The 22,895-nt window shown below is 68.5% G+C and carries 22 protein-coding genes; 11 read left to right on the top strand and 11 right to left on the bottom strand.

What is annotated here, in order from left to right; all coding sequences use genetic code 11:
* Positions 1–68: 68 nt before the first annotated feature.
* Positions 69–1,271, bottom strand: coding sequence for a tyrosine-type recombinase/integrase (locus ABD254_RS19385; protein WP_344250443.1), 1,203 nt, complete (start codon positions 1,269–1,271; stop codon positions 69–71).
* Positions 1,268–1,801 (bottom strand): helix-turn-helix domain-containing protein, encoded by a 534-nt coding sequence (locus ABD254_RS19380; RefSeq protein WP_344250442.1) that lies wholly within the window; start codon positions 1,799–1,801, stop codon positions 1,268–1,270. Before ABD254_RS19380 ends, ABD254_RS19385 begins: the two co-directional genes overlap by 4 nt.
* Positions 1,802–1,908: 107 nt before the next feature.
* Here ABD254_RS19380 and ABD254_RS19375 point away from each other — a divergent pair, with 107 nt between their 5' ends.
* The 6 genes from ABD254_RS19375 to ABD254_RS19350 all read left to right on the top strand — a co-directional run bounded on the left by ABD254_RS19375 (position 1,909) and on the right by ABD254_RS19350 (position 7,068).
* The gene (locus ABD254_RS19375; protein ID WP_344250441.1) at positions 1,909–2,118 is read left to right on the top strand and encodes a helix-turn-helix domain-containing protein; all 210 of its coding nucleotides are present in this window, start codon (positions 1,909–1,911) and stop codon (positions 2,116–2,118) included.
* Positions 2,119–2,440: 322 nt separating this feature from the next.
* Entirely contained in the window at positions 2,441–2,701 is a 261-nt protein-coding gene (locus ABD254_RS19370) for a hypothetical protein (RefSeq protein WP_344250440.1), read from the top strand.
* Positions 2,698–5,181, top strand: a complete 2,484-nt coding sequence (locus ABD254_RS19365) for a bifunctional DNA primase/polymerase (RefSeq protein WP_344250439.1) — start codon at positions 2,698–2,700, stop codon at positions 5,179–5,181. Before ABD254_RS19370 ends, ABD254_RS19365 begins: the two co-directional genes overlap by 4 nt.
* A gap of 212 nt (positions 5,182–5,393) precedes the next feature.
* Entirely contained in the window at positions 5,394–5,792 is a 399-nt protein-coding gene (locus tag ABD254_RS19360; RefSeq protein WP_344250438.1) for a hypothetical protein, read from the top strand.
* Between the two features lie 68 nt (positions 5,793–5,860).
* Positions 5,861–6,205, top strand: a complete 345-nt coding sequence (locus tag ABD254_RS19355; RefSeq protein ID WP_344250437.1) for a hypothetical protein — start codon at positions 5,861–5,863, stop codon at positions 6,203–6,205.
* Positions 6,202–7,068 carry a hypothetical protein gene (locus ABD254_RS19350; RefSeq protein WP_344250436.1) on the top strand — a complete coding sequence of 289 codons (867 nt, stop codon included), beginning with the start codon at positions 6,202–6,204 and terminating at the stop codon, positions 7,066–7,068. Before ABD254_RS19355 ends, ABD254_RS19350 begins: the two co-directional genes overlap by 4 nt.
* Before the next feature lie 162 nt (positions 7,069–7,230).
* Here the strand turns inward: ABD254_RS19350 and ABD254_RS19345 are convergent, their stop codons facing one another.
* Complete coding sequence (locus tag ABD254_RS19345; protein ID WP_344250435.1) at positions 7,231–7,524, bottom strand: hypothetical protein; 294 nt, start codon at positions 7,522–7,524, stop codon at positions 7,231–7,233.
* 186 nt (positions 7,525–7,710) lie between these two features.
* Complete coding sequence (locus tag ABD254_RS19340) at positions 7,711–8,466, bottom strand: hypothetical protein (protein WP_344250434.1); 756 nt, start codon at positions 8,464–8,466, stop codon at positions 7,711–7,713.
* A gap of 172 nt (positions 8,467–8,638) precedes the next feature.
* Between ABD254_RS19340 and ABD254_RS19335 the strand changes: the two genes are divergently transcribed.
* Positions 8,639–9,226, top strand: coding sequence for a hypothetical protein (locus ABD254_RS19335; RefSeq protein ID WP_344250433.1), 588 nt, complete (start codon positions 8,639–8,641; stop codon positions 9,224–9,226).
* Between the two features lie 473 nt (positions 9,227–9,699).
* Positions 9,700–10,269, top strand: a complete 570-nt coding sequence (locus ABD254_RS19330) for a hypothetical protein (protein ID WP_344250432.1) — start codon at positions 9,700–9,702, stop codon at positions 10,267–10,269.
* Here ABD254_RS19330 and ABD254_RS19325 read toward each other — a convergent pair.
* Genes ABD254_RS19325 through ABD254_RS19315 form a run of 3 tightly spaced genes read right to left on the bottom strand, consistent with a single transcriptional unit; the run spans position 10,225 to position 12,505 of the window.
* Positions 10,225–10,677, bottom strand: coding sequence for a hypothetical protein (locus ABD254_RS19325; RefSeq protein WP_344250431.1), 453 nt, complete (start codon positions 10,675–10,677; stop codon positions 10,225–10,227). The two genes, ABD254_RS19330 and ABD254_RS19325, sit on opposite strands and share 45 nt — an antisense overlap.
* Positions 10,678–10,727: 50 nt before the next feature.
* Positions 10,728–11,516 carry a hypothetical protein gene (locus ABD254_RS19320; RefSeq protein ID WP_344250430.1) on the bottom strand — a complete coding sequence of 263 codons (789 nt, stop codon included), beginning with the start codon at positions 11,514–11,516 and terminating at the stop codon, positions 10,728–10,730.
* Positions 11,513–12,505, bottom strand: a complete 993-nt coding sequence (locus ABD254_RS19315; RefSeq protein WP_344250429.1) for a hypothetical protein — start codon at positions 12,503–12,505, stop codon at positions 11,513–11,515. Before ABD254_RS19315 ends, ABD254_RS19320 begins: the two co-directional genes overlap by 4 nt.
* 494 nt (positions 12,506–12,999) lie before the next feature.
* Here ABD254_RS19315 and mobF point away from each other — a divergent pair, with 494 nt between their 5' ends.
* On the top strand, positions 13,000–15,867 hold the full coding sequence (gene mobF / locus ABD254_RS19310) for a MobF family relaxase (RefSeq protein WP_344250428.1): 2,868 nt from the start codon (positions 13,000–13,002) through the stop codon (positions 15,865–15,867).
* Positions 15,868–15,935: 68 nt separating this feature from the next.
* Here the strand turns inward: mobF and ABD254_RS19305 are convergent, their stop codons facing one another.
* From ABD254_RS19305 to ABD254_RS19290, 4 genes are all read right to left on the bottom strand, one after another.
* Entirely contained in the window at positions 15,936–19,457 is a 3,522-nt protein-coding gene (locus ABD254_RS19305) for an ATP-binding protein (RefSeq protein WP_344250427.1), read from the bottom strand.
* Positions 19,458–19,537: 80 nt separating this feature from the next.
* Positions 19,538–19,840, bottom strand: a complete 303-nt coding sequence (locus tag ABD254_RS19300) for an XRE family transcriptional regulator (RefSeq protein WP_344250426.1) — start codon at positions 19,838–19,840, stop codon at positions 19,538–19,540.
* Positions 19,837–20,232 carry a type II toxin-antitoxin system RelE/ParE family toxin gene (locus ABD254_RS19295; protein WP_344250425.1) on the bottom strand — a complete coding sequence of 132 codons (396 nt, stop codon included), beginning with the start codon at positions 20,230–20,232 and terminating at the stop codon, positions 19,837–19,839. The genes ABD254_RS19300 and ABD254_RS19295 overlap by 4 nt, the downstream gene beginning before the upstream one ends.
* Positions 20,233–20,288: 56 nt before the next feature.
* Positions 20,289–21,245, bottom strand: a complete 957-nt coding sequence (locus tag ABD254_RS19290) for a helix-turn-helix domain-containing protein (RefSeq protein ID WP_344250423.1) — start codon at positions 21,243–21,245, stop codon at positions 20,289–20,291.
* Positions 21,246–21,316: 71 nt separating this feature from the next.
* Between ABD254_RS19290 and ABD254_RS19285 the strand changes: the two genes are divergently transcribed.
* A complete protein-coding gene (locus tag ABD254_RS19285) occupies positions 21,317–21,532 on the top strand; it encodes a helix-turn-helix domain-containing protein (RefSeq protein WP_344250422.1) in 216 nt (71 codons plus the stop codon).
* A gap of 27 nt (positions 21,533–21,559) precedes the next feature.
* Positions 21,560–22,816 (top strand): tyrosine-type recombinase/integrase, encoded by a 1,257-nt coding sequence (locus tag ABD254_RS19280; protein ID WP_344250421.1) that lies wholly within the window; start codon positions 21,560–21,562, stop codon positions 22,814–22,816.
* Positions 22,817–22,895: the final 79 nt, after the last annotated feature.

Genomic DNA, 22,895 nt, shown 5'->3' with positions numbered 1-22,895 from the left:
TGCAGGTCAGAAAGATTTCTGGCCGCAGGTGGACATGCAGGTGGACATATCCGCCCTGGCGAACACCCTCACGACGCCCGAACCGAATTCTCGGAATCGGCCGTCGTGAGGGCGTTCTGCACTGCCTGGCGGGCACGCTCGACGCCCTCGGCCGTCACGCTGGTGTAGACCCCGAGCGTGAGGCCTGAGGACTCGTGCCCGGTTACGGCGTCGATCGCCTTCAACGGCACGCCGGCGTCCCCGAGGGTCGTGGTGTAGGTCTTTCGCAGACTGTGCGGCGTGACCCTCCCCGGCAGCTCGGTGCGCTCGCCGAGCGCCCGCACCGCGCGCGCCAGGACGGACTCGTGCACCGGCGCCGGGCCGTACGCCCCGGAGAACAACAGCTCCACGGTGCGCTGTCCCCGTTCAGCGCCGCGCTCCACCCATGGCAGGTTCACCTCGTGCGGCGCACGGTGCGCCGAGAGGACCGCGAGAGTGTCGGCCACGGCCGGCGCGAGCGGCACCGTCCGCACCCCGGCGTCAGTCTTGGGCGGGCAGAGGTAGAACCCTCCCCCGCTCCGCCGCTGGAGCTGGTGGACCACCTCCAGCCGCGTGGGTTGGGGGTAATCGAGCTCATCGACCGATAGCCCGACGAGCTCCCCACCACGTAGCCCAGTGCCGACGGCCAGGCGGACGAACGCCCAGACGTCCACGCGCCCCTCCGCTCGGGCGAGGTCCGCCATGCGTAGCGCCTCAGCCACCGTCGGCACATGCTCGTTCTGCCGGCGCGTCTGGGCACGGGTCAGGCGTATCCGCCCCACGCGGGCAAACGGGCTCATGTCCCGCCACCCGTCGGCGACGACGCCGGCGAACAGCGCACGCACCTGGGAATCGACCTTGCCCTGGGTGCTCGGGGCCATGTCGCTCTGCTCCAGGCGGCGCATGAAGCCCATGGCGTCGCGGTGCGTCACCTCGTCCACCCGCAGGTGCCCGAGCCCTGGGTAGACATGCCGCCGCAGCGTCGCGGCGACGTCGGCGGCCGTGAGCGGCCCGTGGCGCGACTCCACGCGCCAGGACTCGCCGAACGCCTCAACGGTCGGAGCTCTCCCTCGCCGCTGGCCGTTGTCAGCTTTGGCGGCGTCGGCACGCAGCTCGGCCTGCACGCGGCGCGCCTCACGTAGACCGACGACGCGGCGCTGGATGTAGGTGCGCGTCGCAGGGCTGTACACCCGCACTCGGTAGCGGCCACCCCCGACGTCGGAGATGCCGGGTGGGAGGCTGCCCGCGCTCATGCTCGCTCCGCCTTCGCCATCGCAGCCCATTCGTCCTTCAGTGCGGCGGCCACCGTGTCGGCGATTGACCGTGCGGCCTGCGCCCTCGTGCGCTGCACCGACAAATTCATATCGGGGTCGGCCTCGGCGTACCGGTCCAGCGCCCCAGATAGGCGCCCCTCGGCCTCGCCAAGGTGCTTGACGTCATCGCTGATCCTGCCCATGTACACAATCACGTCACGGTCTGCGCCCTGGACGTCGTAGAACAGGCCAGCATCACCCGCTGGCGCCAGCAGTTGGCCGACCTCGACCTGAAGCACCTCGGCTAGATGCACAAGCTCCCGCACGGCCAGCTCACGCGCACCCGTCTCCACCCGGTGCAGCTGTTGCTGGGCGAACGGCTGCCCCAGCCGCTCGGCCAAGTGTCGGGCGACGAACCGCTGGCTGTACCCCTGCGCCTCGCGCGCCTGCCGAACGCGCCGACCCAGGGCTACCACCTCGGGCGGGCGCGTCTTCATCGTCTGTCGTTCTTCATCGTCGTTGGTAGTCACATGCCAAAGTATGAATCCTCACAGGGTGTTGACGCAACACTCGCAGGTTGTCAACGATGGTCGCAGCCGACAACCGGCAGCCATCACCCTCACAACCTGGAGGCGTAATGAGCACCACGACCGCGACCCCGGTGCGCACCTACTACTGGATCGAGGAACTGTCAGCTGAGCTCGGTATCCCCCTGGCGACGCTGCGCCACTGGCGCCGGCTCGGCGCCGGTGGCCCTCGGTCTTTCCTGATTGGCCGCCGCGTGGCCTACGACCGTGCCGACGTCGCCCGCTGGATCAAGGCTCAGCGCGACGGCGGACGGCGGTGACGCGCAAGGAAGCCCCCGGCGCGCGAACGCCGGGGGCCGCAGACCAGCGCGATACCCGCCGAGGCAACCGGACCAGTCGTGCTGTCCAGGCTACCGAGGTGACCGAGGGACGCACAGACCTGGCGCGCCCCGGCGGCGGCAGCCCGTGCCCGTTCTGCGGGGCGAGGCCTGAGCCCCCGAGCCGCGCCGCTCGCCGGCTGGCCGCCCGTGCCGGCGTCGTCGTCCCCGTGCTCGGCGTCTACCGGCACGAGCCGCGCTGCACGGCCGCGCACCGAGGCGGCGACGCCCACGCACCACTGCCACCGCGAGGGGGTGCAGCACGATGACGACGGCCCCGAAGTCCGACCAGCACGACCCCGACGGCATCGACGGTCCGCGCGCCGGCGAGATGCGGCGAATCACCTGGGCGCGCGACGTGCGCGCGGTCTGCCTCGGCTGCGGCTACAAGATCGACAACACCGGCGGCGCCGCGTCGCACGCGCGTTCGGCCCGGCACGTCGTGCGCGTGCACTACTCGACGGTGTTCGGATTCGTCCCTGACGAGCGCCTGGGCGATTTGCTCGGGGGAGGTGGCCGGACATGACGACGACCACCACGACCGTCTGCACCGTCTGCGGCGAGCCGGTCAATCCCTTCACGCTGAGGGTCGGGCGGCACAAGAGCTGCACGCCGACCACGGCCGCGAGGTCGGCCGACGATGCCACGGCTCAGCGCCCATCCGTCTTGGACGTCGCCCTGGCGCTGAACGCTGCCGGCTACTCCACCGTCCCCATCCGCCCGGACGGCTCCAAGGCGCCGGCCGTGCCATGGATCAAACGCCAGCTCCATCTGCCGACCGAGGCCCAGGTGCGCGCCGACCACGAGGACCACCCGGCGCGCGGGCTGGGCATCGTCTGCGGGGCCGTGTCGGGGTGCGAGCTGCTGGAGTTCGAGGGGCGTGTCATAGACCGGCTCTCTGACGTCGTAGACGCGATGCACGACGCCGAGCTGGGCGAGGTGTGGGAGCGGATCGTGACCGGCTGGGCCGAGCGGTCCCCGTCCGGCGGGATGCACCTGCGCTACCGCATCGCGGACGGTGACGTGGCGCCGAACTACCGCATCGCGCAACGCCCGGCGACGCCGGCCGAGCTGGCCGAGCACGTCGCCCAGGAACGCGACCGGATCGGACGCGCCGGCTGGGACGGCGACAAGACCCGGCGGGCGCTCGCGCACGTGGAGACGCTGACCGTCCACGACGTGCCCAAGGTGCTCGCCGAGACGCGCGGAGAGGGCGGGTACGCGGTCGCCTGGCCGTCGAACGGGACGTGCCACCCGTCCGGCGGGTCGTGGGACCGGCTCGCCGGCGGACCCGACACCATCGCCACCGTGACGGCCGCCGAGCGGGCCGGGCTGCACCGGGTCGTGCGCGAGGTGCTGAACGAGACGGTGCCGCGCCAGCCCCGACCGGCGCGCGGCGGTCCGCCGCCGGCGTCCTCGGGAAGCTCAGCCTCGGACCGCCCCGGCGACGACTTCAACGCCCGCACGTCCTGGGCCGACGTGCTGGAGCCCTACGGCTGGCAGGCGGGCGAGCAGACGCCGGGTGGGGAGCTGTGGACGCGGCCGGGCAAGCGGCCGACCGAGGGGCACTCCGCCATCGTGAACGCCGAGACGGATCGGCTGAAGGTGTTCAGCACCTCGGTGGCCGAGCTGCCCACCGAGGGCACGCTGGACCGGTACGCGGTCTATGCGCACTACGAGCACGGCGGCGACTTTCGCCCCGCCGCGTCGGCGCTGCGGGCAGCCGGCTACGGCGGTACCGACGACGATCTGCTGGTCGACCTCGGCGTTGCTGACCCCTCGGCCGGCAAGCTCGACGCCGACCAGGAAGGTGAGCGCGCGGACCACGCCCCCGAGCCGGCGACGCTCGCCGAGGCCGAGGCGGTGTTCCGGCGCTGGCTCGGACCGGACTACGACCTGGACGCGCTGCGGGCGTCGCTCGCCGCCGTGGCCGCCGAACGACTCGACGGCGACCCGCCCTGGGTCTTGGTGCTGTCTGGGTCGGGGAACGCCAAGACCGAGACGGTCATGGCGGCCGAGGGCGCGGCGGCGCTGGTGACGTCATCCGTCTCGGGGCAGGCAGCTCTACTGTCGGCGTCGCCGAAACGGGATCGCGGCGCGGCCTCCACGGGTGGTCTGCTGCGACGCCTCGGCAGCCGGGGCGTGCTGGTCATCAAGGACGTGACGTCGATCCTCTCGATGCACCGCGAGGCCCGGACCGAGGTGCTGGCAGCGTTCCGGGAGGTCGCTGACGGTCGCTGGACCCGAGAGGTCGGAGCCGACGGCGGCACCCTGCACACCTGGCAGGGGCGCATCGTCGTCCTGGGCGCGGTGACGTCCGCGTGGGACAACCACCATGCGGTGATCGCCACGATGGGCGACCGGTTCCTGGTGGTCCGGATCGACTCGCGCACGGGCCGCCGGGCCGCCGGCCGGCAGGCGCTGGCGAACATCGGTCACGAGGTCCGCATGCGCACCGAGCTACGCGCGGCGTTCGGCGGCGTCATCGCCGGCATGGGCGACGCCGTGCCCGACCTGGGCGACCACGAGGTGGAGCTGCTGCTGGACGCCGCCGACCTCGTGACCCTGGTGCGGACCAACGTGGAGCGCGACCAGCGCGACGGCACACCGATGTCCGCCGACCAGCCCGAGGCGCCCACGCGGTTCCTCAAGCAGCTCGGCCAGATACTGCGCGGCGGCGTCGCCGTCGGCATGTCCCGCGACGACGCGCTGCGGCTCGCGCTGCGGCTCGCGCACGACTCCATGCCGCCGGCGCGGTGCGAGGTGCTGCGGTACCTGTCGGCACGGGGTCCGGCGTCGGTGACTGCCGTCCGCCGTGGGATCGGCACGTCGTACAAGTCGGCCGAGCGCGCGCTGCGCGAGCTGCACCTGCTCGGCGTCGTGGAGTTCATCGAGGACACCCTGAGCGACGAGCCCCGCCGTGCTGACGGGCGGTTCCCCACCAACGGCATCTACCGCGTGGGCGAGGCGTTCCAAGCCGCTGCCGAGGCGGTGACCCGGCGATGAAGGTGCAGGTCACACCGTGGCCAGAGGTGTCGGACACGCCCCCGGTGGAGCCATTCGCCGCTCGGGCGCCCTGTTTTCACCCGCACACCAAAGCGACACATCTGGCCACGGTCCGACCTGCGGAAACACCGGCGAGCCACCCGCCATGACGACGGCCAGGCGGTTCTCAGCTCACACCCCCCTCAACCCCACTACTCGAATGGAGCACCACGATGGCAACCGCGCCCCTGACCAACCTGACCGCCCTGACCGACCGCCTGCTCACCTGGATGTACGAGATGCCCGGCGACTGGTCGCTCTGGGACTTGGAGAGCTCCGCCCGCCGTGAGGGCTACGACCCCGACGGCATCCGCGACGCGCTCAACGACCTGATCGCCGACGGCCGCGCCCACGTGCACGTCCTGCGGGCCGGGCTGGACGGCGGCGCGGTCTACGTCGGCCCCAGGGAAGCCTGGATGAACCTGAGCCCCGTGGACCGCCAGCACGCCGAGTCGCGCTGGGTGCCCGTGGTGTTCAACCTCGGCACGAGCTGCACCGGCCCTGACTGCCTGGGGCGCGCGGCGGGCACCGTCACGACGCAGCTGCGATTCGCATGGGAGGGCGCGCGATGAGCTCAACACGATGGTCAGCACGACGGCGCGCGCTGACGGCGCTCGCCCCGTACCTGGACGACGATGACGTGAGGGCCGCCGCGCGAGCGCTGGCGGCCGAGGCCGGCCTGGAGGTGGCCGTGCAGCAGGTGAATGAACTGGACGGCGACGAGGACGTGGAAGCCACCCCCGCGCCCACCGACAACCACGGCGACCACCGCGACCACCACGACAGCGACGACCGCGCGGACGACGACCGCGTGCACCCCGCCGCCGAGGTCGATGCAGGCGCCGATGACGACGCACACGAGCCCGAGCCCGACGAGGAAGCCCTGGCCGAACGACGCCGCGCCATCCTCGCCGAGTCCGAGGCCTTGATGGCCCGAGGCCGACAGTGGGACCACCTGAGGGCAGGCAAGGAGACGGCACGATGACGACGAACGGCTACCCGACCACCCCCGACGAGCGCGCGCTACTCGCACGAGACGTGCACGCCCATCTGCCCGAGGATCGCCGCGTGCAACTGCGTGCGGACGACCTGGAGCGCCTCGCCGCCGGGCTGCCGAACACCTACAGCCCCAACGACGTCGTGGACGCGCTGGCGCGCTGGACGTCGCCGAACGACCCGGGCGGCCTGCCGTGGACCACGACGCGCTCAGGCTTCGATGCCGTCGTGGCGGCCCGCGCCCGGCGAGAGGAACCGCGCGGGATTCTCGAGAAGTACGACCCGGCCTCTCGGGTCGTGACCGGCATCGCGATGCCCGCCTACGCCGTGAGCCACCACCCTGGTCACATCGTGACCCATACGGGTCAGATGGACGTGGTGAGCCTGGACGTCAACGACGTGGCGGTGCACTGGGGCCACGTCACGGGTGTGCGCTGCGGCGCCCTGGTCGGCATCGAACGCCGAGCTGAGGGGTTGCAGGTCTGGCTGGAGCTGCGCGCCGGCGAACTGGAGGGCCGGATGTTGGCCTTGGTAGACCTCGGCCGGGTCGGTCTCAGTGCGGGCTTCAAGGCCCGCATGGGGCCGGAAGCGGGCAGCGGCAGCCGAGCACGCCGGGCGGAAGGCATGCGGCTCGGCGAGGTGAGCCTGACTGACCGGCCGGCGTTCGGCCTCGCCGACACCGCCGTGAAGCGCGTGGCCGACGTGCCCCGGTTCGCCGCCGAGGCCCTGCGGCGCGAGCGCAGCGACGAACTGAACCTGCGCGCCCTGGAGGTCGGGGCAGCCCCGTCCGGCCGTGCGGCGGGCAGGCAGCAGGTGCGGACGTTCCCCGGCGCCAAGATCACTGTCCGGTAGCCCCACCCCTAGACCACGACGGCCTCGCCGCGCACACACCCCATGGCGGGGGCGGGCGGCGGGGCCGTCGTGCTACCCCCTACCTCGTGAGCCGGGGTACCCCTGCCCGGCCAGGCAGGCACCCCCACTCCCGGCCGAGGTACCCCCCATGCGAGACACCCGTCATTCGGCCCGCCATTCGGCGCTGTAGCCGGGCTGACCGGCCAAGGGCACGGCCAAGACCTTCAGCGCATAGAAGAGCCCGTCGAGGCGCCCCGAGATGCGTTCAAGGGTCGGCGGTCCGTCCAGAACTGGGGTCTCTGCGACCAGCGGGTTGCCGTAGTTCGGGTGCTCGCGGAACTCGGCCAGGTCATCCTCGTAAGCCGCGAGCACCAGGCGCGCTGCCTCGGGATCGGGCAGCGTGTCAGCATTGGCGCGTAGGAAGTTGGGCAAGGCGTCGATGTCTCTGGGCTCCATCGCTCCATGCTCGCGCGCCAAAGCACGCCACGTCGCCGGAACCACCGGGTGCTTTTTGAGCCGAGACCCCCGGCCAACCCCGTGCCAGTCTTTTATTCCCTCTGCAAAGGTCGAAGGTTCAACGACTGGCGCCGATGAGGGCCGCTGCCGACCGATGGCCCACGGATCGGGGCAGGGTGGGACAAATCACGTCCGGGTCGCGCCTCGACGCTCGTTCCAGAGTTCCCATGCCTCGTCCATCAAGTACATGGGCAGCGACCACACGCGGGCGAACTGCCCCGCGTAGTCCTTGCCGCGCTCCAGGCCCATGTCCCATGTCCACGTCCGGGCGTGGGCGTTGCCGGAACTGAAGTTCCAGAGTTCCATCAGCCGTGCGAGCGGGTCACCGGGAAGGTGGGACAGTCGCTTAGCCGCGTGGGACAGCAGGGCGGCGTCGGCCATCTCGCTGCGGGGGTTCTCCCCCATCTGTATCAACGCGTTCTCGGTCTCAGTTCTCAGATCGTCGGCGAGCTTTCGCAGGTCCGGGTTGGCCGGCCGCCCCACCTCGGCCTCCCAGACGCCAATGAGGCGGTCCACGTCCTTGCTCTCGGTCCGCAGAAGCCGTAGGGCATGGATGCACCGCTGGTCCGGCTCGTCCGGCTCCAGCAGGTAGAGGGTTCTCGCTGCGCCGATCATCGTGGTTCGGGCGAGCGTCAGGAACGGCTTCACGAGAACACTGCCAGTGGCGATCACATGGTTAGCAGCGGCCACGTGCTCGCCCGCGTTGGCCATCGAGCGCCACGCCATCTTAGGGAGGTCACGCTCGCCTGGCAGGTCAGGCGCCTGCTGGGCGGCGAGAACACTTCCCGGCAGAACCGCACCGAACCGTTCGGGGTCGGTGATCCGCACGGCCCATGCATCGAACGCTTCCCTGATCAGCGCGGCTGAATCCTCGGATCGCATGCGCGCGAGGCTAGCGACTCGTCGGGCCGTTGGCCTTGGGACGGGCCGGGCGTGGCGCGCCTCGCTCACTGCACCCCCACAGGCCAGTGCGCCGACCCCGACGAGGTGAAGGGTCGGGTGATTGTCGGACCCACCTCGGGACGGGAGGGCTGGACGCCCATAGCATCCGACGATGGACCGCTACCCCAGCGCCCTCGCGCCGACCCGCGACACCGCCCCGCGCCGCATTGCCGAGGTCGTCGGCGCAGCCGGGCTCAGCAGCATTCTCGCCCTGGCCCTCTCCACGAGCCCGGTCCAGCCTGCTTTCTGGTGGATCGCCGGCGGCCTGACCGGGCTCGCCGCCGTCGTCGTCATCTGCGACGAGGTGCGGCTGTTCCGGTTCGACGCCCATGCATGGAGCACCGACCAATGGCACCTGCTGCGCGAGAACGAGTACCGCCGACGGCAGGGAATCTTCCTTACCCACGGCGCCGAGCCCACGACCTCACCCGACGGGGACGACGGCCGTCCATGGTGGACGGTCAGCGTCCAGCTGGTTCAGCACCGCGACGGCCCACTCAGCGCCGGCACGGTCAAGGAGGTCGAATACTCGTTCGGCCGAAACTTCACCGAGGGCCCCGTCAAGGTCCAGAGCCCCCAGGATGATTTCCGATACGAGACGGACCTGCACGGCCCCCTGCTGCTGCTGGCGCGAGTGGTGTTCAAGAACCGTTGGAAGCGCCCGCTCATCGTGGAGCGGTACATCAACCTGCCCGAGTGATTACGGGGCACCCCGACTGGCGCGAATGTGGCCCGACAACGTGCCCCCTACGCCTGGACCGCGAGCCCCGACGACGAGGGGGGTACGAGCTCTGTATGCAGCTCGCTCCCCCGTCTCTGTGCGACAGAGCTGCCTATGTCCGATTCCCGCCAGTTGCCACCCTCAGATGGACATGCGGGTGGACATATCCCGGCACGACTCACCATCAAGCACAGTCGCTCACCAGCTGTCAAACGGGCAGGTCAGCGATACTTTCGCAGGTCAGGCGACACCCCCCGACAGTTCGAGCTCTACTACGACATCTGACAGTCGGGGTTGAGCGACCTCCGTGAGGAGGACCGAAACGGCGTCTGACCTGCACGAACGCTTGGCAGCGTTTGGCAGCGTCAGACGCCGTTTCTCGTTCTCGTGTGTGATCAGTGTGTGATTGGCTGCCTGGGGCGCCGTAACTTGGGCACCGTAACTTGGGCACCGTGAGGTCGGACCCGTATTTCGGAATCGAGGGCTACAAGCCGGCCTGGCAACGGGGACTCAGATCGATCCAGGCCAGGCACGGGCGCCGCCTCGCCTCGCTCGTCGGCCGGCGCTTGACGCATGCCTGGCTCCTCTGGGACCGCGAGAATGACGAATGGTTCGCCGACGCGCCCGTCCTTCTCGACCTCGACGGCGAGCAGCTTGAGATCCAGCACCAGAAGTTCGACGACCTGTCACTGACGTGGAGCACGGTCGACCCGTTCGCCTCCGTCGCCTATCCGGAATTCGACCTGGTATGGCGCACGGGCGCCGTCCCCGACTTGGCGAGGCTTGAAGGCCAACACCTTCGGGACATCACACTGCTGGAATGGCAAGGCGGCGACATGGCCGACGGAATGGTCGCTGTGCATCTGTGCTTCGACGACGGGCAGTTGGCCGTCTACAACGCGCTCGATGAGAACGGGGTGTCGTTCGATCGGCCATCGCGCCAGTACGTCACTCATCGGATTGCGTCGCGAACCCGGTCAGGGCGCCGTGTCGAACTCCACGAGCACCCCCTCCAGCCCTAGCGTCTTGTGTGGCGTTCGACGGTCGGAGTCGTCAAGTTCGCCGGCTTGAAGTCGTGCCACGTGGACACCCGTCCGCAGCTCGATCCACGCCAGCGCCCGACCACCGCCATCGCAGTCGGGTCCAAGAATCACTTCGAGCGGACGCCCCAACAGCGGCTTCCATAGTCGGTGTTCCGTGACGTCGATGAAGTTGCCGAGTGCATGATCGGCGAGCCGCGGCGGCCCCTCCCAGATCCTCATGCCAAAGTCCCACTCGGCCTGCTCCCAAGTAGCAAAGAACTCACCTCCGTCGTCTGCGCGAAGCGCGACCCCCATGGTCGGCGTGTGGACGGACCCATACTCCCAGTCCTCCAGCGTGTGACCATCCGCGTCGCTATTCCAGGCGAGGACGAAGTAGGTGACGGCCAAAAAGCGCCGCCCCGCGAGTCGGAGTGCAACCGCTCGGTAGCCTGGCCCCATCATTCATGCGCTCCCGAGACATGTTGCGGCGGCGCCCAGTCGACGGTTTCGAGGTCGTCGTGCTGCCTCACCCCATGGACGAGCGCCGTCGGGCCCCAGAGGCAAGTCGACGTGATGTCCCAGTCCGTCATGACGAACCATGACCGGTCCGCCGGCCACAGGTTCGAAGGCGTAGAGCCGAACTGGTCGACAAGTTCTCCGATCGAGTCCAGACCGCCGACAAGCAACGTCGGCGATTCGTAGTTGTTGGCAGGTACCTGACCGTAGAACGCCAGGATCGGCGCCGCCGCGCCGCCGACGCCCGCCAGAACATCGACGAGCGCGTCGAGGGATGCCTCGTCCAGGGAGCCCTCGGGCGGCGCCGAGATCGACGCCGACCAGGACTGACCGGAACGTAGCGCCGCATCGTTCGGAGGCCACGGCCGTCGATCGAGCGTGGCATCCATCGCCGGTCCGAAGTGCTCGCGCCAGCGCAGACGCTTCCATGGACCATCCGGTCTCTCGGCCCAGCCGAGCGGCGTGCCCGAGTCGACGGTTGCCGCGGAAAGGTCGATACCACCGACGACGTCGGCACCCCGAAGACCGCGGCGGATCGACTCCTTTTCGACGTCGTCGTGCGTGCCGAGGCCGAGGAGCGACTCGTCCTGGTACATCGCGTGGAGGATCCACGTCGAGTCTTCGAACACCGACGGCGCCCAGTACCCCGTGAGCGGATCCTCCTGATCTTCAAGCCATCCGAGGACGGAGATAGGGTTGTGCACCGGCTCCCAGCTACTGAAAAAGCTCATCGTGCGGCCCGTCGCGGGAACTCAAACCGCGTCCACGACGCCCCCGCCATCGCGGGCCTAGCAGTCACGTCCGGTCGAATCGCGTGGAACTCGGCAGCCCAAACCGCAGGTGGACGAGCGAGGACGCGGAGTGCCTCGTCGACGGTGCTGGTTGGCCGTCTCTCGTCGAAATCGAGGAGGAAGAACACCTGGTAGTTCCTGTCGATCGTGTCGAGTGACAAGCGGATCCGGTCGGGTTGGTCCCGCTCGCGCCAGGCCGAGCGCAGCGCGAGACCGACCTGCCAAAGCGCGTGCGCGTCGGAACGCACGACGATCTCGCGGCGCACGAAGTCCTCTGGGCGCTCCCAGGATCGGTCGGAAGCTGCTCGGCTGATCTCGGCGTCGTATTCCGCTGCGTCGAAGGTCACGCCGTGCGGCATCGGAACTTCGGCGAGCCAGTCCCAGTGCACGACGCCATCGTGTCGCACGATGCGAACGTCGGTGACGCCGCAGCCGTACTCGCCGCACTGGCATCGGGCAATCGGGGCGACGTGCGGTTCAGTCGTCGCGACGAGTCGGTTCTCCGGTACGAACAGCGTGAACGGCCCCATTCCGGCGCCGGCCGCTCGGGACGTCATTTCGACTCCATCGATGAAGACCTGCACCTCGAAGTCGTCGAATGTGTCAGCGTGAACGACCTTCAGCTGCAGGTTCTCGACGGCGACGCGCGGCCCGATCGTCCCGTCGTCGGCGATGACATCGGTGAGTGCAAGCGACCCGAGCCGCGGCAAGAGGAGCTCCGAGGCGGTGGCGTCGAGGAGAGTCTGGAGGTCATCGGTATCGTCTCCCGGCTGGCTTGCCGCGATCTCGCGCAGCGTCGGCGAATCCAACCCCGCGAGTAGGGCGGTCACGGCGGCGTCGATGAGCTTCGCGTTGTCTGCTCCGCGATCTGCCGCCCACGTGGTCGCCGTGTCGTAGAAGCGCTGTCTGGGCGAACGGTCGCGAGCCATGCGCACATTCTGTCGCACCGACACACCTGGCCGCCGCTAGATTCGCCCCGATGGTTCGTGGGACGACATCGTCGTCGGTCGCGCCGCCCCGATCCGACCCGCCGAGCGTGGCTCCACGGCATCGCCGAGGACACTGCAGACCACGACCTGCTGATCCTGCGGTCCGGCACGCGATCACTCTTGTCGAAGTTACCGGATCACCGCCCGAAGGTGCGTTACGAGTTGAAGTTGCGCTTTCGTCATCAAAGGTCATCCTCTTCCCCGCGGGAAGAAGTTGACACTCGACGAGTACACATCGAACAGTGACCGTCAGAACCGTGGGCACCGAAGCCCAGGGTTCCCTTCAAGCACCGCCACGTTCGACGCGGTCGTTCACGTCCCGTGACCTGCGCTTCGATGTCGCTGCCAAATAATCCGTGACCTTGCGCAGTTCTCCGTGGTCTTAGCTCAGGCACCCATACTACGGCTGCGCCGTAGGGCGTAGCGTGGCGATCGTGAGCCACGGCGGCATCGAGAAGATCGGCCACGGGAATGGCGGAATGCATTCCGCCGCCCGCGATTTCGCTCGCTATCTCACCACGGACTGCGAGAGCATCAGGATCGAATCCGTGAACGGTGCGGCCGACGCCCAGGGAACTGCGGGTGCGTACGCGGGATACGCGGCTGAGGGTGCCGCGACCGTCCGGCACCTCGCCGTCGCGCTGGGCAGCGCGACCATGCGCCGACAGATCACGCCCGGCCAACTCGAGGCCATGCTGTCGTGGCAGGGAGTCGACGGCACCGGCGAGCATGGCGTCCCGCGGTCGAACTCGGTCCTGGCACTGGACAAGACGTTCAACGTGACCAAGGAACTGTCGATCCTCGCCGGTCTGGACGAGACGTTCGCCGATGTTCTCGAGGACGCGATGCACGAGGCCGTCAGCGTCACCGTGGAGGCGCTGGCCGCCGAGTCCGTGTCTCGCGTGGGGCCCGCTGGCGAACAAGAACTCGTCCCGGTGACATGGCTGGAGGCCGCAATCGCGATGCACCGCACGTCCCGTGCGGGTGACCCGCACTGGCACGCGCACACGGTGATCCCAACCCGTGTGCTCGTGAAGGTCGACGGCGAGGAGCGGTGGGCGGGACTGTGGACCACTCCCCTGTTCCGAGACCAGCGGCGGCTGAACCGGATCTTCGACGCCGCCTTGACGAGCAACCCGCGGCTTCGCCGCGCGCTGCTGGAACGCCGGGCGAGCATCCAGGCTGGCAAGGTCGTCGGCGTGGACGAGCGGGTGGTCGCCGAGTTCTCCCGAAGGCACGCACAGATCGACGCCGCGGTGTCCGACCTCGCGGCCGACTGGCGGGCGTCGCACCCCGGCCAGACTCCGGCGGCCGCCGTCGTCGCCGCCTGGCGCGAGCGCGCACAGAAGCAGACCCGCGCCGCGAAGGACGACACCAGGACGCTCGCGACACTGCGGGCCGAGTGGCGCGCTCGCGCTCATCGCCTCGGATGGACGGGCGCAGGAGCAAACGGCTACACGCCGTTTCGCCTCGGGTTCCAGATCGACCTGCACGAAATCGCGCACCGCGCCATCGACCGCCTCGGCGCCGAACGGTCGCGCTGGCACGAGGGCGATATCCAGGCGAAGGTCTTCGACGAGCTCTCGCGTGCGGACCTCGTCGTCCGGGACCCGGCAGACCTGCGGAAGCTCGGCATGAGAATCACCGATCTCGTCATCGCGGAGTACTGCCTGCCGATCCTGCACGACCCAGCACACATGGATCAGGCACGCCGAGCACGGGTGCGCGCCTGGACCTCCACCGAGGTCGTCCGGCAGGAGCAGGAACTCCGCGCACGGCTCGCCTCGCGTGCCCACGCGGACGCCGCCATCGAACTGCCGTGGATCGAGGCCGTAGCGGCATGCTCACGGGCCAGACTCGGCATAGGCCAGCTGGTCGCGGCAGCGCGCATTGCCGGCGCTGAGAGCCTCGTCGTCGTCGAGGGCGCTGCCGGTACGGGCAAAACGACGATGCTCGACACCGCCGTCCGCACGATCCATGCGACCGGATCCCGCGCGCTCGTGCTCGCGCCGTCGGCCACCGCTGCGAAGGTCGCAGGTGAGGAGACCCGCACGACCGCGTCGACGCTGCACAGGTTCCTGCGGGCGCATGGGTACGTGTGGTCGGAGACCGAACCGTTGCGCCGCCTGCCACCGGAGCAGCGACCCATTCCGGCGCCGGACTCCCCACTCTGGCTCCGGCCCGGGGACGTCGTCATCGTCGACGAGGCGGGGATGGCCGACCAGGACACGATGCGCGCGGTCCTGACCATTGCCGACGAAACGCCTGCGGTCCGGATCCGGCTCGTCGGCGACAGGGCACAGCTGCGCCCGGTCGGCAAGGGCGGGGTGCTGGCGATGGCGGCCGACGTCGTGCCTGTCACCGACCTGAAGGACGTGCATCGCTTCCGCCAACCGTGGTGGAACGCCCTCACGCTGCTAATCCGCGACCGCGACCCACGCTCGTTCGACCACCTGCTCCGCGCGGGAGCTTTCGTCGCCGGCCGGGACCAGGAGGTGACCGCTACCCGGTTCGCGCACGACCTCGTGACCGACCTGCTGGGCGGCAGCGACGCACTCGGAATCGTGGCGACGAATGAGCAGGCCGCCGTGACGAACACCCGCGTCCAGGCCGCGCTTGTCGCTGCCGGGCGCGTTCGCCCCGATGCGCATCGGGCGATACCCGGCCGGGACGGACTCACCGCCGGAATCGGTGACCGCATCACCACGCGGGCGAACGACGGCGACATCGAGGTGCTGAACCGGCAGACCTGGACGGTCACCGGGCACGGCCCCGATGGTGCGCTCCGCGTGCGCGGAAAGGACGGCCAACGGCGCTCCCTCCCCGCGACCTACGTGCACCGCAGCACCCACCTCGCGTACGCCGTCACGGGGTACGGCGCCCAGGGGCTCACCGTCGAGGTCGCGCGAGTCCTAGCCGATGACGCCTCGGGCGCCGTTGCCTACGTCGGCGCGACCCGTGGACGTGAGGCGAATTTCATATACCTCACCGCGAGCGACGCGGCCGAGGCACGTCAAGTCTGGGCCGAAGTCCTGGCCGACGACGCCGACGACGGCATCACGATCGAGGCCTTCAAGACGGTCCGCGAACTGGCAGCGCTCGGCCTGCGGCAGCCGACGCGGCGCGGCACCAACGATCCGGCGGCCACGCCCGCGACTCGCGAGACCCTGGCCTCACGGGCGCGGCTACTCGCCGGACATCGCCACGGCCTGCCACGACCGACGCCACCACGCCGTCCGAAGCCGGAGCCGGAGAGCCCTTCCCTCTCCTGCCCCGAGGCCGGTCCCGGTATTGGCATCTGACTGTGAGCCGGACCAACGACTGATCACGACGCGCTACACCATTCCCAACGGGTTGACCGGTGACGCCCCTACCAGCCGCGCCGCCTGTCCTGTTCCTCACGCGACCTAGCCACTTCAAGTTCTCTACTCAGCAATTCGGCTGCTAGAGCACACACCTCGGCAAGTTCGGGCCGTCGTCCACTCAACGTCCCGAAGAAGTCGAGGTCCTTCAGGATCGCGGCCGATTCGGTGCCGCTCCAACTGCGGCTGCTCAGCGCAGCGGCAACGATCTGGCGTGCGGGCACCTGTGCGGCCACGAGCGCTGGACCGAGTACGTCGACGGTGTGGTCGCGCTCTCCCGACATCGATCTCAGTAGAGTCGGTCCGTCAACGTGTCCCTCGGCAAGGAGGTCCTTGGCGAGTTCCGCATCGCTTCCGAGCACTTCAGAGGCGAAGCCGCTCGAGACCAGTGCCTCAGTCCCAAGGGTCGCAACTATCCGCCTCTTCTGATCCTGCGGGAGAGCTCGTAGCACTTCAGCGAGCGACTCCACTGGGCGAGTACTGCCCAATGAGAGTCCAGTCGTTCGGGAACTCATGATGAACCAGTCGGCGCACAGTTGAGGGTCGGTAGCGATAGCAAGTTTCAGCATCTGGCCTAAGCGCCACTGGGAGTGCTGTGGCAACTGACCGGGAACGGCCTCGACGAGCGCGGCACGCCAGGCGGGCCTGAGCTCGTCGGGCAATGCCGGTCCGTGACCTCGGGCACCGAATCCGAAGGAGACGGCAGCAACGGCCCGCACAGCTGCGCGCGGATGCACGAGCAGTTTACGCAGCGTCGGCGTCACCGACTCGCGGATCCACAGGTCGGCGATCATCGGCACGTCATCGTCGGTCAGGCTTTCGATGACGGAGTGCGCCAAGTCATCCAGCTCTCCGTCCTCCTGGATTACTGCGCGGACGACAATGGGCCGCAGTTCCGGGATCTCAAGAGCTAACCTGACTAGATCATCGACCTCCGTACCGTCCGCGCGCGCCCTCGCGATGAAGGGACCCACGAGCGCGGGGACGTGTGCCTCGATGGCCGCTTCCAACCATGAGTACGGGTCGCTCAGGTTGACAGAAAGTAGGCCCGCGAACTGGTCCCCCTCGTGGTTGCCCTCGAGCATAGAGCACTCAGACACCAGCCTCCGAAACTCGGCGACGCCTTCAACCGCGGTCAACTCGTTGAACTCACGGGCCAGCGACGTGTGCTGATCGCGCCGCTCGGCCATCCAGGCGTCGATGTCGTCTTCGGGTTCTCGCACACCTGCAAAGCGTGCAAGACGATCGTCATCGATCGGCAGCACCTCTAGCGATATAGACCCTCCGTTCCGCATCGATGCAAGTGCGAGTTGCCTGTTAACCCGGATGGGTAGCGCTCGGAAGCGTTCCGCTAGCACCCTAAGCGTGTCGAGCACAAGCGCGGCTCCCTCTAGGGCGACTACCCCATGCTCGGCGGTCGTGGACCCGGCATTGGAGACTCCCGCCGCAAGCCGGGACCATGCGTCGAAGACTTCACAAAGTTGCGCCGCGGCGCGATGGGTGATACGGACGGCCAGATGCCCCCGCACTCTTGAATCGACCTTGCTCCAGAGCGCGATCAGAGAGGACATTGACTCCGGCGCCATAACTCCACGCGACATAGTTAAGGTCAGGTGGCTGCCTGGATCGCTCCAGTTGCCCTCAACGCTCGGGTCGAAAACGTAACGCGCGACCTCCGAGAACACCTCCCACCGGGCCTCGTCCGGGCGCTCCTCGAACCACTCCAGCGCGTACTCCAGAATGCGCTCACGCAGATCGTCCAGGGGCCCATGGTCAGGATCGAGGTAATGCGCCATGTCCTGAATGACCCGCATCGGATGCTCGGGGTGCTGGTGTCGGGGCCGATGGTCCTCCAAAGCTAGGTCAAACAATCCGCGGGCTGCCTCACGGCAGCAACTACGCCGGAAGGCCATGCGAAGGATCCCCTGTGCAGCATTGCCGACAGGATCGTATGTCACGTTGCCGAACAGGAGCTGAGTCTCACGAGGGGCGCCCAGCACAGCACGGGCTAGCACGGCGGCTCGGTCAGCCGAGGCCTCGTTGATACCGCTGTAGACCTCAGCCAAGTCAAGTGGAAGCTCGTCGACTTCCATCGTCGAGATCCTGGCGAACCAAGCATTTGCCAGCGCCTGCACCGTGGCGTCCGGTACGCGACTCGCCACATCAAGGACTGCACGGTCCATGCGCGCATCACCAGGGAACTTCGCGGCAATGGACGCCCAAGTCCTCGTCTTCCGCGCGCCGAAGAACGTCGCTGCGACAATCAGCGGGCGAAGTGGAGCGAGCACAGACCACGCGTCGCCTGTCCGCTCGACAAGACCTCCCTGGGCAGTGGCTTCTAGCCAGGCGATCAAATCGGCGTATGGCACCCCAGCGTGGCTCGCGACTACTTCAATGTCCTCGAGGTTCGCTGCACCGAGCGCGGCGATCCACGCCAGCGCTTCGTTGAGGACAGCGTTACCAGCGATGGCTCTGGTGAGGACGGCGACTTGGTCAAGGAGTGACTGGCCCGCCGCAAACTCCTCGCCCGCACCGTCAACGACGAGACGCGAGAGCGCCACCGCCCAGCCCGGTCGTCCGTCGGACTGTTCAAGCACCGTCACACGCACTCGGAAACCATAAACTCCGAGCGCCTGAATGATTTCATCAAGAGCCGCTCGAGCAAGTCGGTCGACCACGACCCGCACCGGATCGTTCAACAGTTCCTCGACCTGCGCCTCGCTGCCGGGCCACGTAGCGGCGACAATTGTGAAACTGAGCCTTTCCTTGCTGCGAATACTGACCACTTGCTCTAGAAGTTCAAGATGAATATGGGCATCGTCCAGTACAACGATCGATGGATCCATTGTGATGAGATCGTCGGCGAGGTGGTCGCGGCCAAGGCGGTCGACGAAGTGCACGCTGCCTTCGAGCTCCATGAGCAAACGGCTCTTGCCGACGCCAGGCACACCCGACAACGAGACGTCGGTCGCTGAGGCAACCGCGCCCCGCAAGCGCTCGACGTCCTCGTCTCTGCCAAACAGACCAGTGGACGGCACTAACTCGGGCGGTTTCGTCGTCAGCGCTTCGAGTCGCCCCTCGACTCCGGTCAACTCAACGCGAAGATCGGAGTGGCGCCGAAGAGAGTCGACCAGCCACTGCCTTGAGTAGATGTGCGGCACGGGGAGATCGTGAGTTCTGCAGTAGGTTTCGATATTGCGGCGCTTGGCGTCGGAGAGACTCTTGGAAGTTACCATGACGAGCTGGTCAATCCGGAACGTCTCGCCTGCAGCCCAGAACTTCTTCCATGTCCTGTGGCTGCTCTTGAGGTTATCGAGGGCGTCTCCGGTGGTCACGAGGATCCGCCCACGAGAGTCAGGGGTATCAGCGATGGGCGCGATGATGTCGCCGTCGCGGCCCCCGTCGCTCCCGCCCTCGATAGGAACCACGGTTTCATAGTGGTTTGCCATCAATGCCACGGCACACCGCTCGAACACGTGGGCGTCAATGCCCGCGTCAAGCTTCGCCGTAATCCGTGCGTTCAGATCCACGGGCTAAGACTGCCAGGCGGAGCGGGATGGCAGCGACTGATCACGGGAAGCAGGCGAGCGAGGACCACGGCCGGCGGCGATCACGCGATCTTGAACGTCTGGTCGCCGACCTCAACTTCGACCGTCAGCTTGCCGCCGATGGCCTCAACGTACCGACGCAGCGTGTCGACCTGGGTCCGCTCGACGTCACCGCTCTCGATCCGCGAGACGCGTTTCTGGCTGACGGCGAGCTGCTCGGCGACCTGGACCTGGGTCAGCTGGTACTGCTCGCGGATCTCGCGCAGCCGGTACGCCCGCACCTCGGCGAGCATCCGGCGGCGGTGCTCCTCGAGCTGCTCCGGGTCGACGGGGCGCTTGGCGAGCATCTCCTCGAGGCTGGTCATCTCCCCTTCTCCTTCCCGCGCTCTCGGAGCTGCGCCAGGTGTTGGTCGAACAGATTGTCCGCGATCGGGATGTTGACGCGGTACCACTTCTGCCACCTCCCCTGCTTGTCGCCGCCGAGCAGCAGGATGGCCCGCCGTTCGGGATCGAACGCGAACAGGATGCGGATCTCGCTTCGCCCCGCGGATCCTGGCCGCAGCTCCTTCATGTTCTTGTGCCGTGACGCCGTGACGGTGTCCACGAGCGGGCGACCCAGTGAAGGACCACGTTCGCTCAGGAGCGTGGCGGCCGCGATGGCCTGCACGTAGGTCGCCTCGTCGAGGCCAGTGAGCCATTCCTCGACGAGCGTGACGTCGACGTGCCAGCCACCTTGATGCTGCGCCCCTTGGGGCATCGTAGACCTCCAAAGGTATATACCTCAAGCATTCTGCATCGAGCCGGCGGCAGTCACTACGCGAACCCGGTGCCGCGGCCCGAAAGATCGGTCTCGTAGTACGACGACGGCCGCATCCGTTCGCGGTCGAGACGCACGTGCGGGCGCTGGTCTTGCCCGACGGAGCGGAGCGCGGGTTGGGGTCCTATACCGAAGACGTAGTGCACGTCGGGACGTCGCGCGGGCTCCGCGATGAACGGATCGGGCTGTTGCGCCGCGTACTCCTCGACCGACCGCCGGTCCTCGGCCGGAACGGCTGCCCGCCGGTCGCGCGCCCGTTCGGCGACCGCGTCGTGGGTCCGACATGCGGCGTCGGCCGCCACCGCCAGGTCGTAGACCTCCATGCGAAGCACCGGGAGGAATTCCTCGGGCGGCGGTGCGCCGGCGGCTTCCGCGCGCTCACGCAGCTCGCCGGCCTCGTCCTCACCCTCGAGCATTGCCAGCAGCCTCTGCCGCTCGACGAATCTCGCGACGGCACCCATCGCCGCGACCCGCGCCTCGATGCTTCTGCCGAAACCGCCGGTGAACCATCCTGCCGCGCGGTGGGCGGGCTCCACCTCACCGGGCAGCATCGGCACGCTGACGTTCCGCAGGGTGGCGTACGCACCCGCGTCGTCGAGGCCGGGACCGGCCGTCCAGATGACCAGCGGCTCGAGCGGGTAGAGCAGCTCGACGGGCGGAACCCCGAGCGCCGCGGCGAGGATCACAACGTCCTGCAGGTAGATCTTGCTACGCGGCCGCGTCTCGAAGTTGCCGACGGAAGCGCGTGCCATCGGATACCCGAGCTCGGCCGTGCGATCGGCCAGATCCTGGGTCGACAGCCCCTGATTGAGTCGTTCCTCGCGGATCCGCAGGCCGATCCGGGCCGTCCACCCGTCGGACCAGTCGTTCGACATGCCGTCAGGGTAGCGACATCGCACCGGGATCGCGCAAGATGCAATCGGCGACGGTGGTGATGCGTAGGTCTTGCGCAATCAGGTGCTACCGGCGTACGGTGTTAGCAACGGGGTTGGACCGTCACGCACGAGTCGAAGGGGACGCCGTCATGGACACCAACCGGATGCTCACGATCAACGAGGTCGCCGACTACCTCCAGGTCCCGGTGACCACGCTGTACCGGTGGCGCTGCGAGCAGGGCAAGGGCCCAAGAGGCGTGCGCGTCGGGCGGTACATCCGCTACCGCATGGAGGACGTCCAGAAGTGGCTCCGCTCCCTCGACCCACCCGAGGGCACGATCCCGAGCCGGCGCGGCCGCGCCTGACCGAGGACCCGGCCGGACGGACCGGTCATGGCCAGCGTCGAGAAGCGCACCAGGCTTGGCCGCGACGGCAAGGCGGTCGTCACCTGGGTGACCCGCTGGCGCGACCCGGACGGGCGCCAACGAATGCGCTCGTTCGCCCGGAAGACCGATGCCGAACGCAAGCGGCGCGAGGTCGACGCGGAACTGCTTCGCGGGGAGTACGTCGACCCCACGGCCGGCCAGGTGACCTTCCGGGCCTACGCCAGCACGTGGCTCGCCGCCCAGACCTTCGACGCGTCGACGCACGACGCCGTCGAGCTGCGGCTCCGGGTCCACGCCTTCCCCACCCTCGGCGACCACACCCTCGCCGCGATCAAGCCCTCGACGGTCCAGGCATGGCTCCGGCACCTCGGACACCTGGCCGTCACGACCCGGCAGGTCATCTTCGCGAACGTGTCGGCCGTCTTCTCGGCTGCCGTCGACGACGAGCTGATCCGCAAGAACCCGTGCAAGGCCCCCTCCGTGAGCCGCCCGAAGGGCCGCCGACGCAAGGTCGTGCCCTGGACCGCCGAGCGCGTGTTCGCCGTGCGCGACGCGCTGCCCGAGCGCTACCGCATCGTGGTGAGCCTCGGCGCCGGCCTGGGCATACGCCAGGGCGAGATCTTCGGGCTCGCCGTCGACGACGTCGACTTCCTAGCCGGCCGCGTCACCGTGCGTCGCCAGGTGAAGCTCTTCCACGGCAACCGTCGGGTGTTCGCGCTGCCCAAGAACGAGAAGATCCGCGAGGTCCCGCTCCCCGAGTCGATCCGCGACGATCTCGCCGCGCACCTCGCCCGGTATCCCGCGGCGAAGGTGACGCTCCCCTGGAAGGTCGTGTCCGGCGAACCCGCGTCGGCACGGCTCATCGTCACAAGCCGCGAACGCAAGGCGCTCAACCGCAACTACTTCAACAGCCATGTCTGGAAGCGGGCGCTGGCCGCCGCCAGCGGAACCGTCGTCGCACGGTTCTCGGCGACCCATCCCGACGAGACGATCCCGGACTCCGTGCCCATCCAGCCCGTGCGGGAGAACGGGATGCACGCGCTACGACACCACTACGCAAGCGTGCTCCTCGACGCCGGCGAGTCGATCAAGGCGCTCAGCGAGTACCTCGGCCACTCCGACGCCGGCTTCACGCTGCGCGTCTACACGCACCTCATGCCGAGCAGCGACGAACGCACCCGTCGCGCCATCGACGCGGTGTTCCGTGGGAAATCTGTGGGAACCCTGGCCCCATCAGAAGTGTCGTCGCAGATCAGCGCCTGATTCTCGAGCAGTCCTACGACATCTGACAGGCGGCCCGTCGAGGGCCTCTGATGTCGCCTGGACGGCGGCTGACCTGCAG

The sequence above is a fragment of the Isoptericola hypogeus genome, from assembly GCF_039531145.1.
GTDB lineage: Bacteria > Actinomycetota > Actinomycetes > Actinomycetales > Cellulomonadaceae > Isoptericola > Isoptericola hypogeus.
This window is presented reverse-complemented; position numbering and strand designations above follow the sequence as displayed.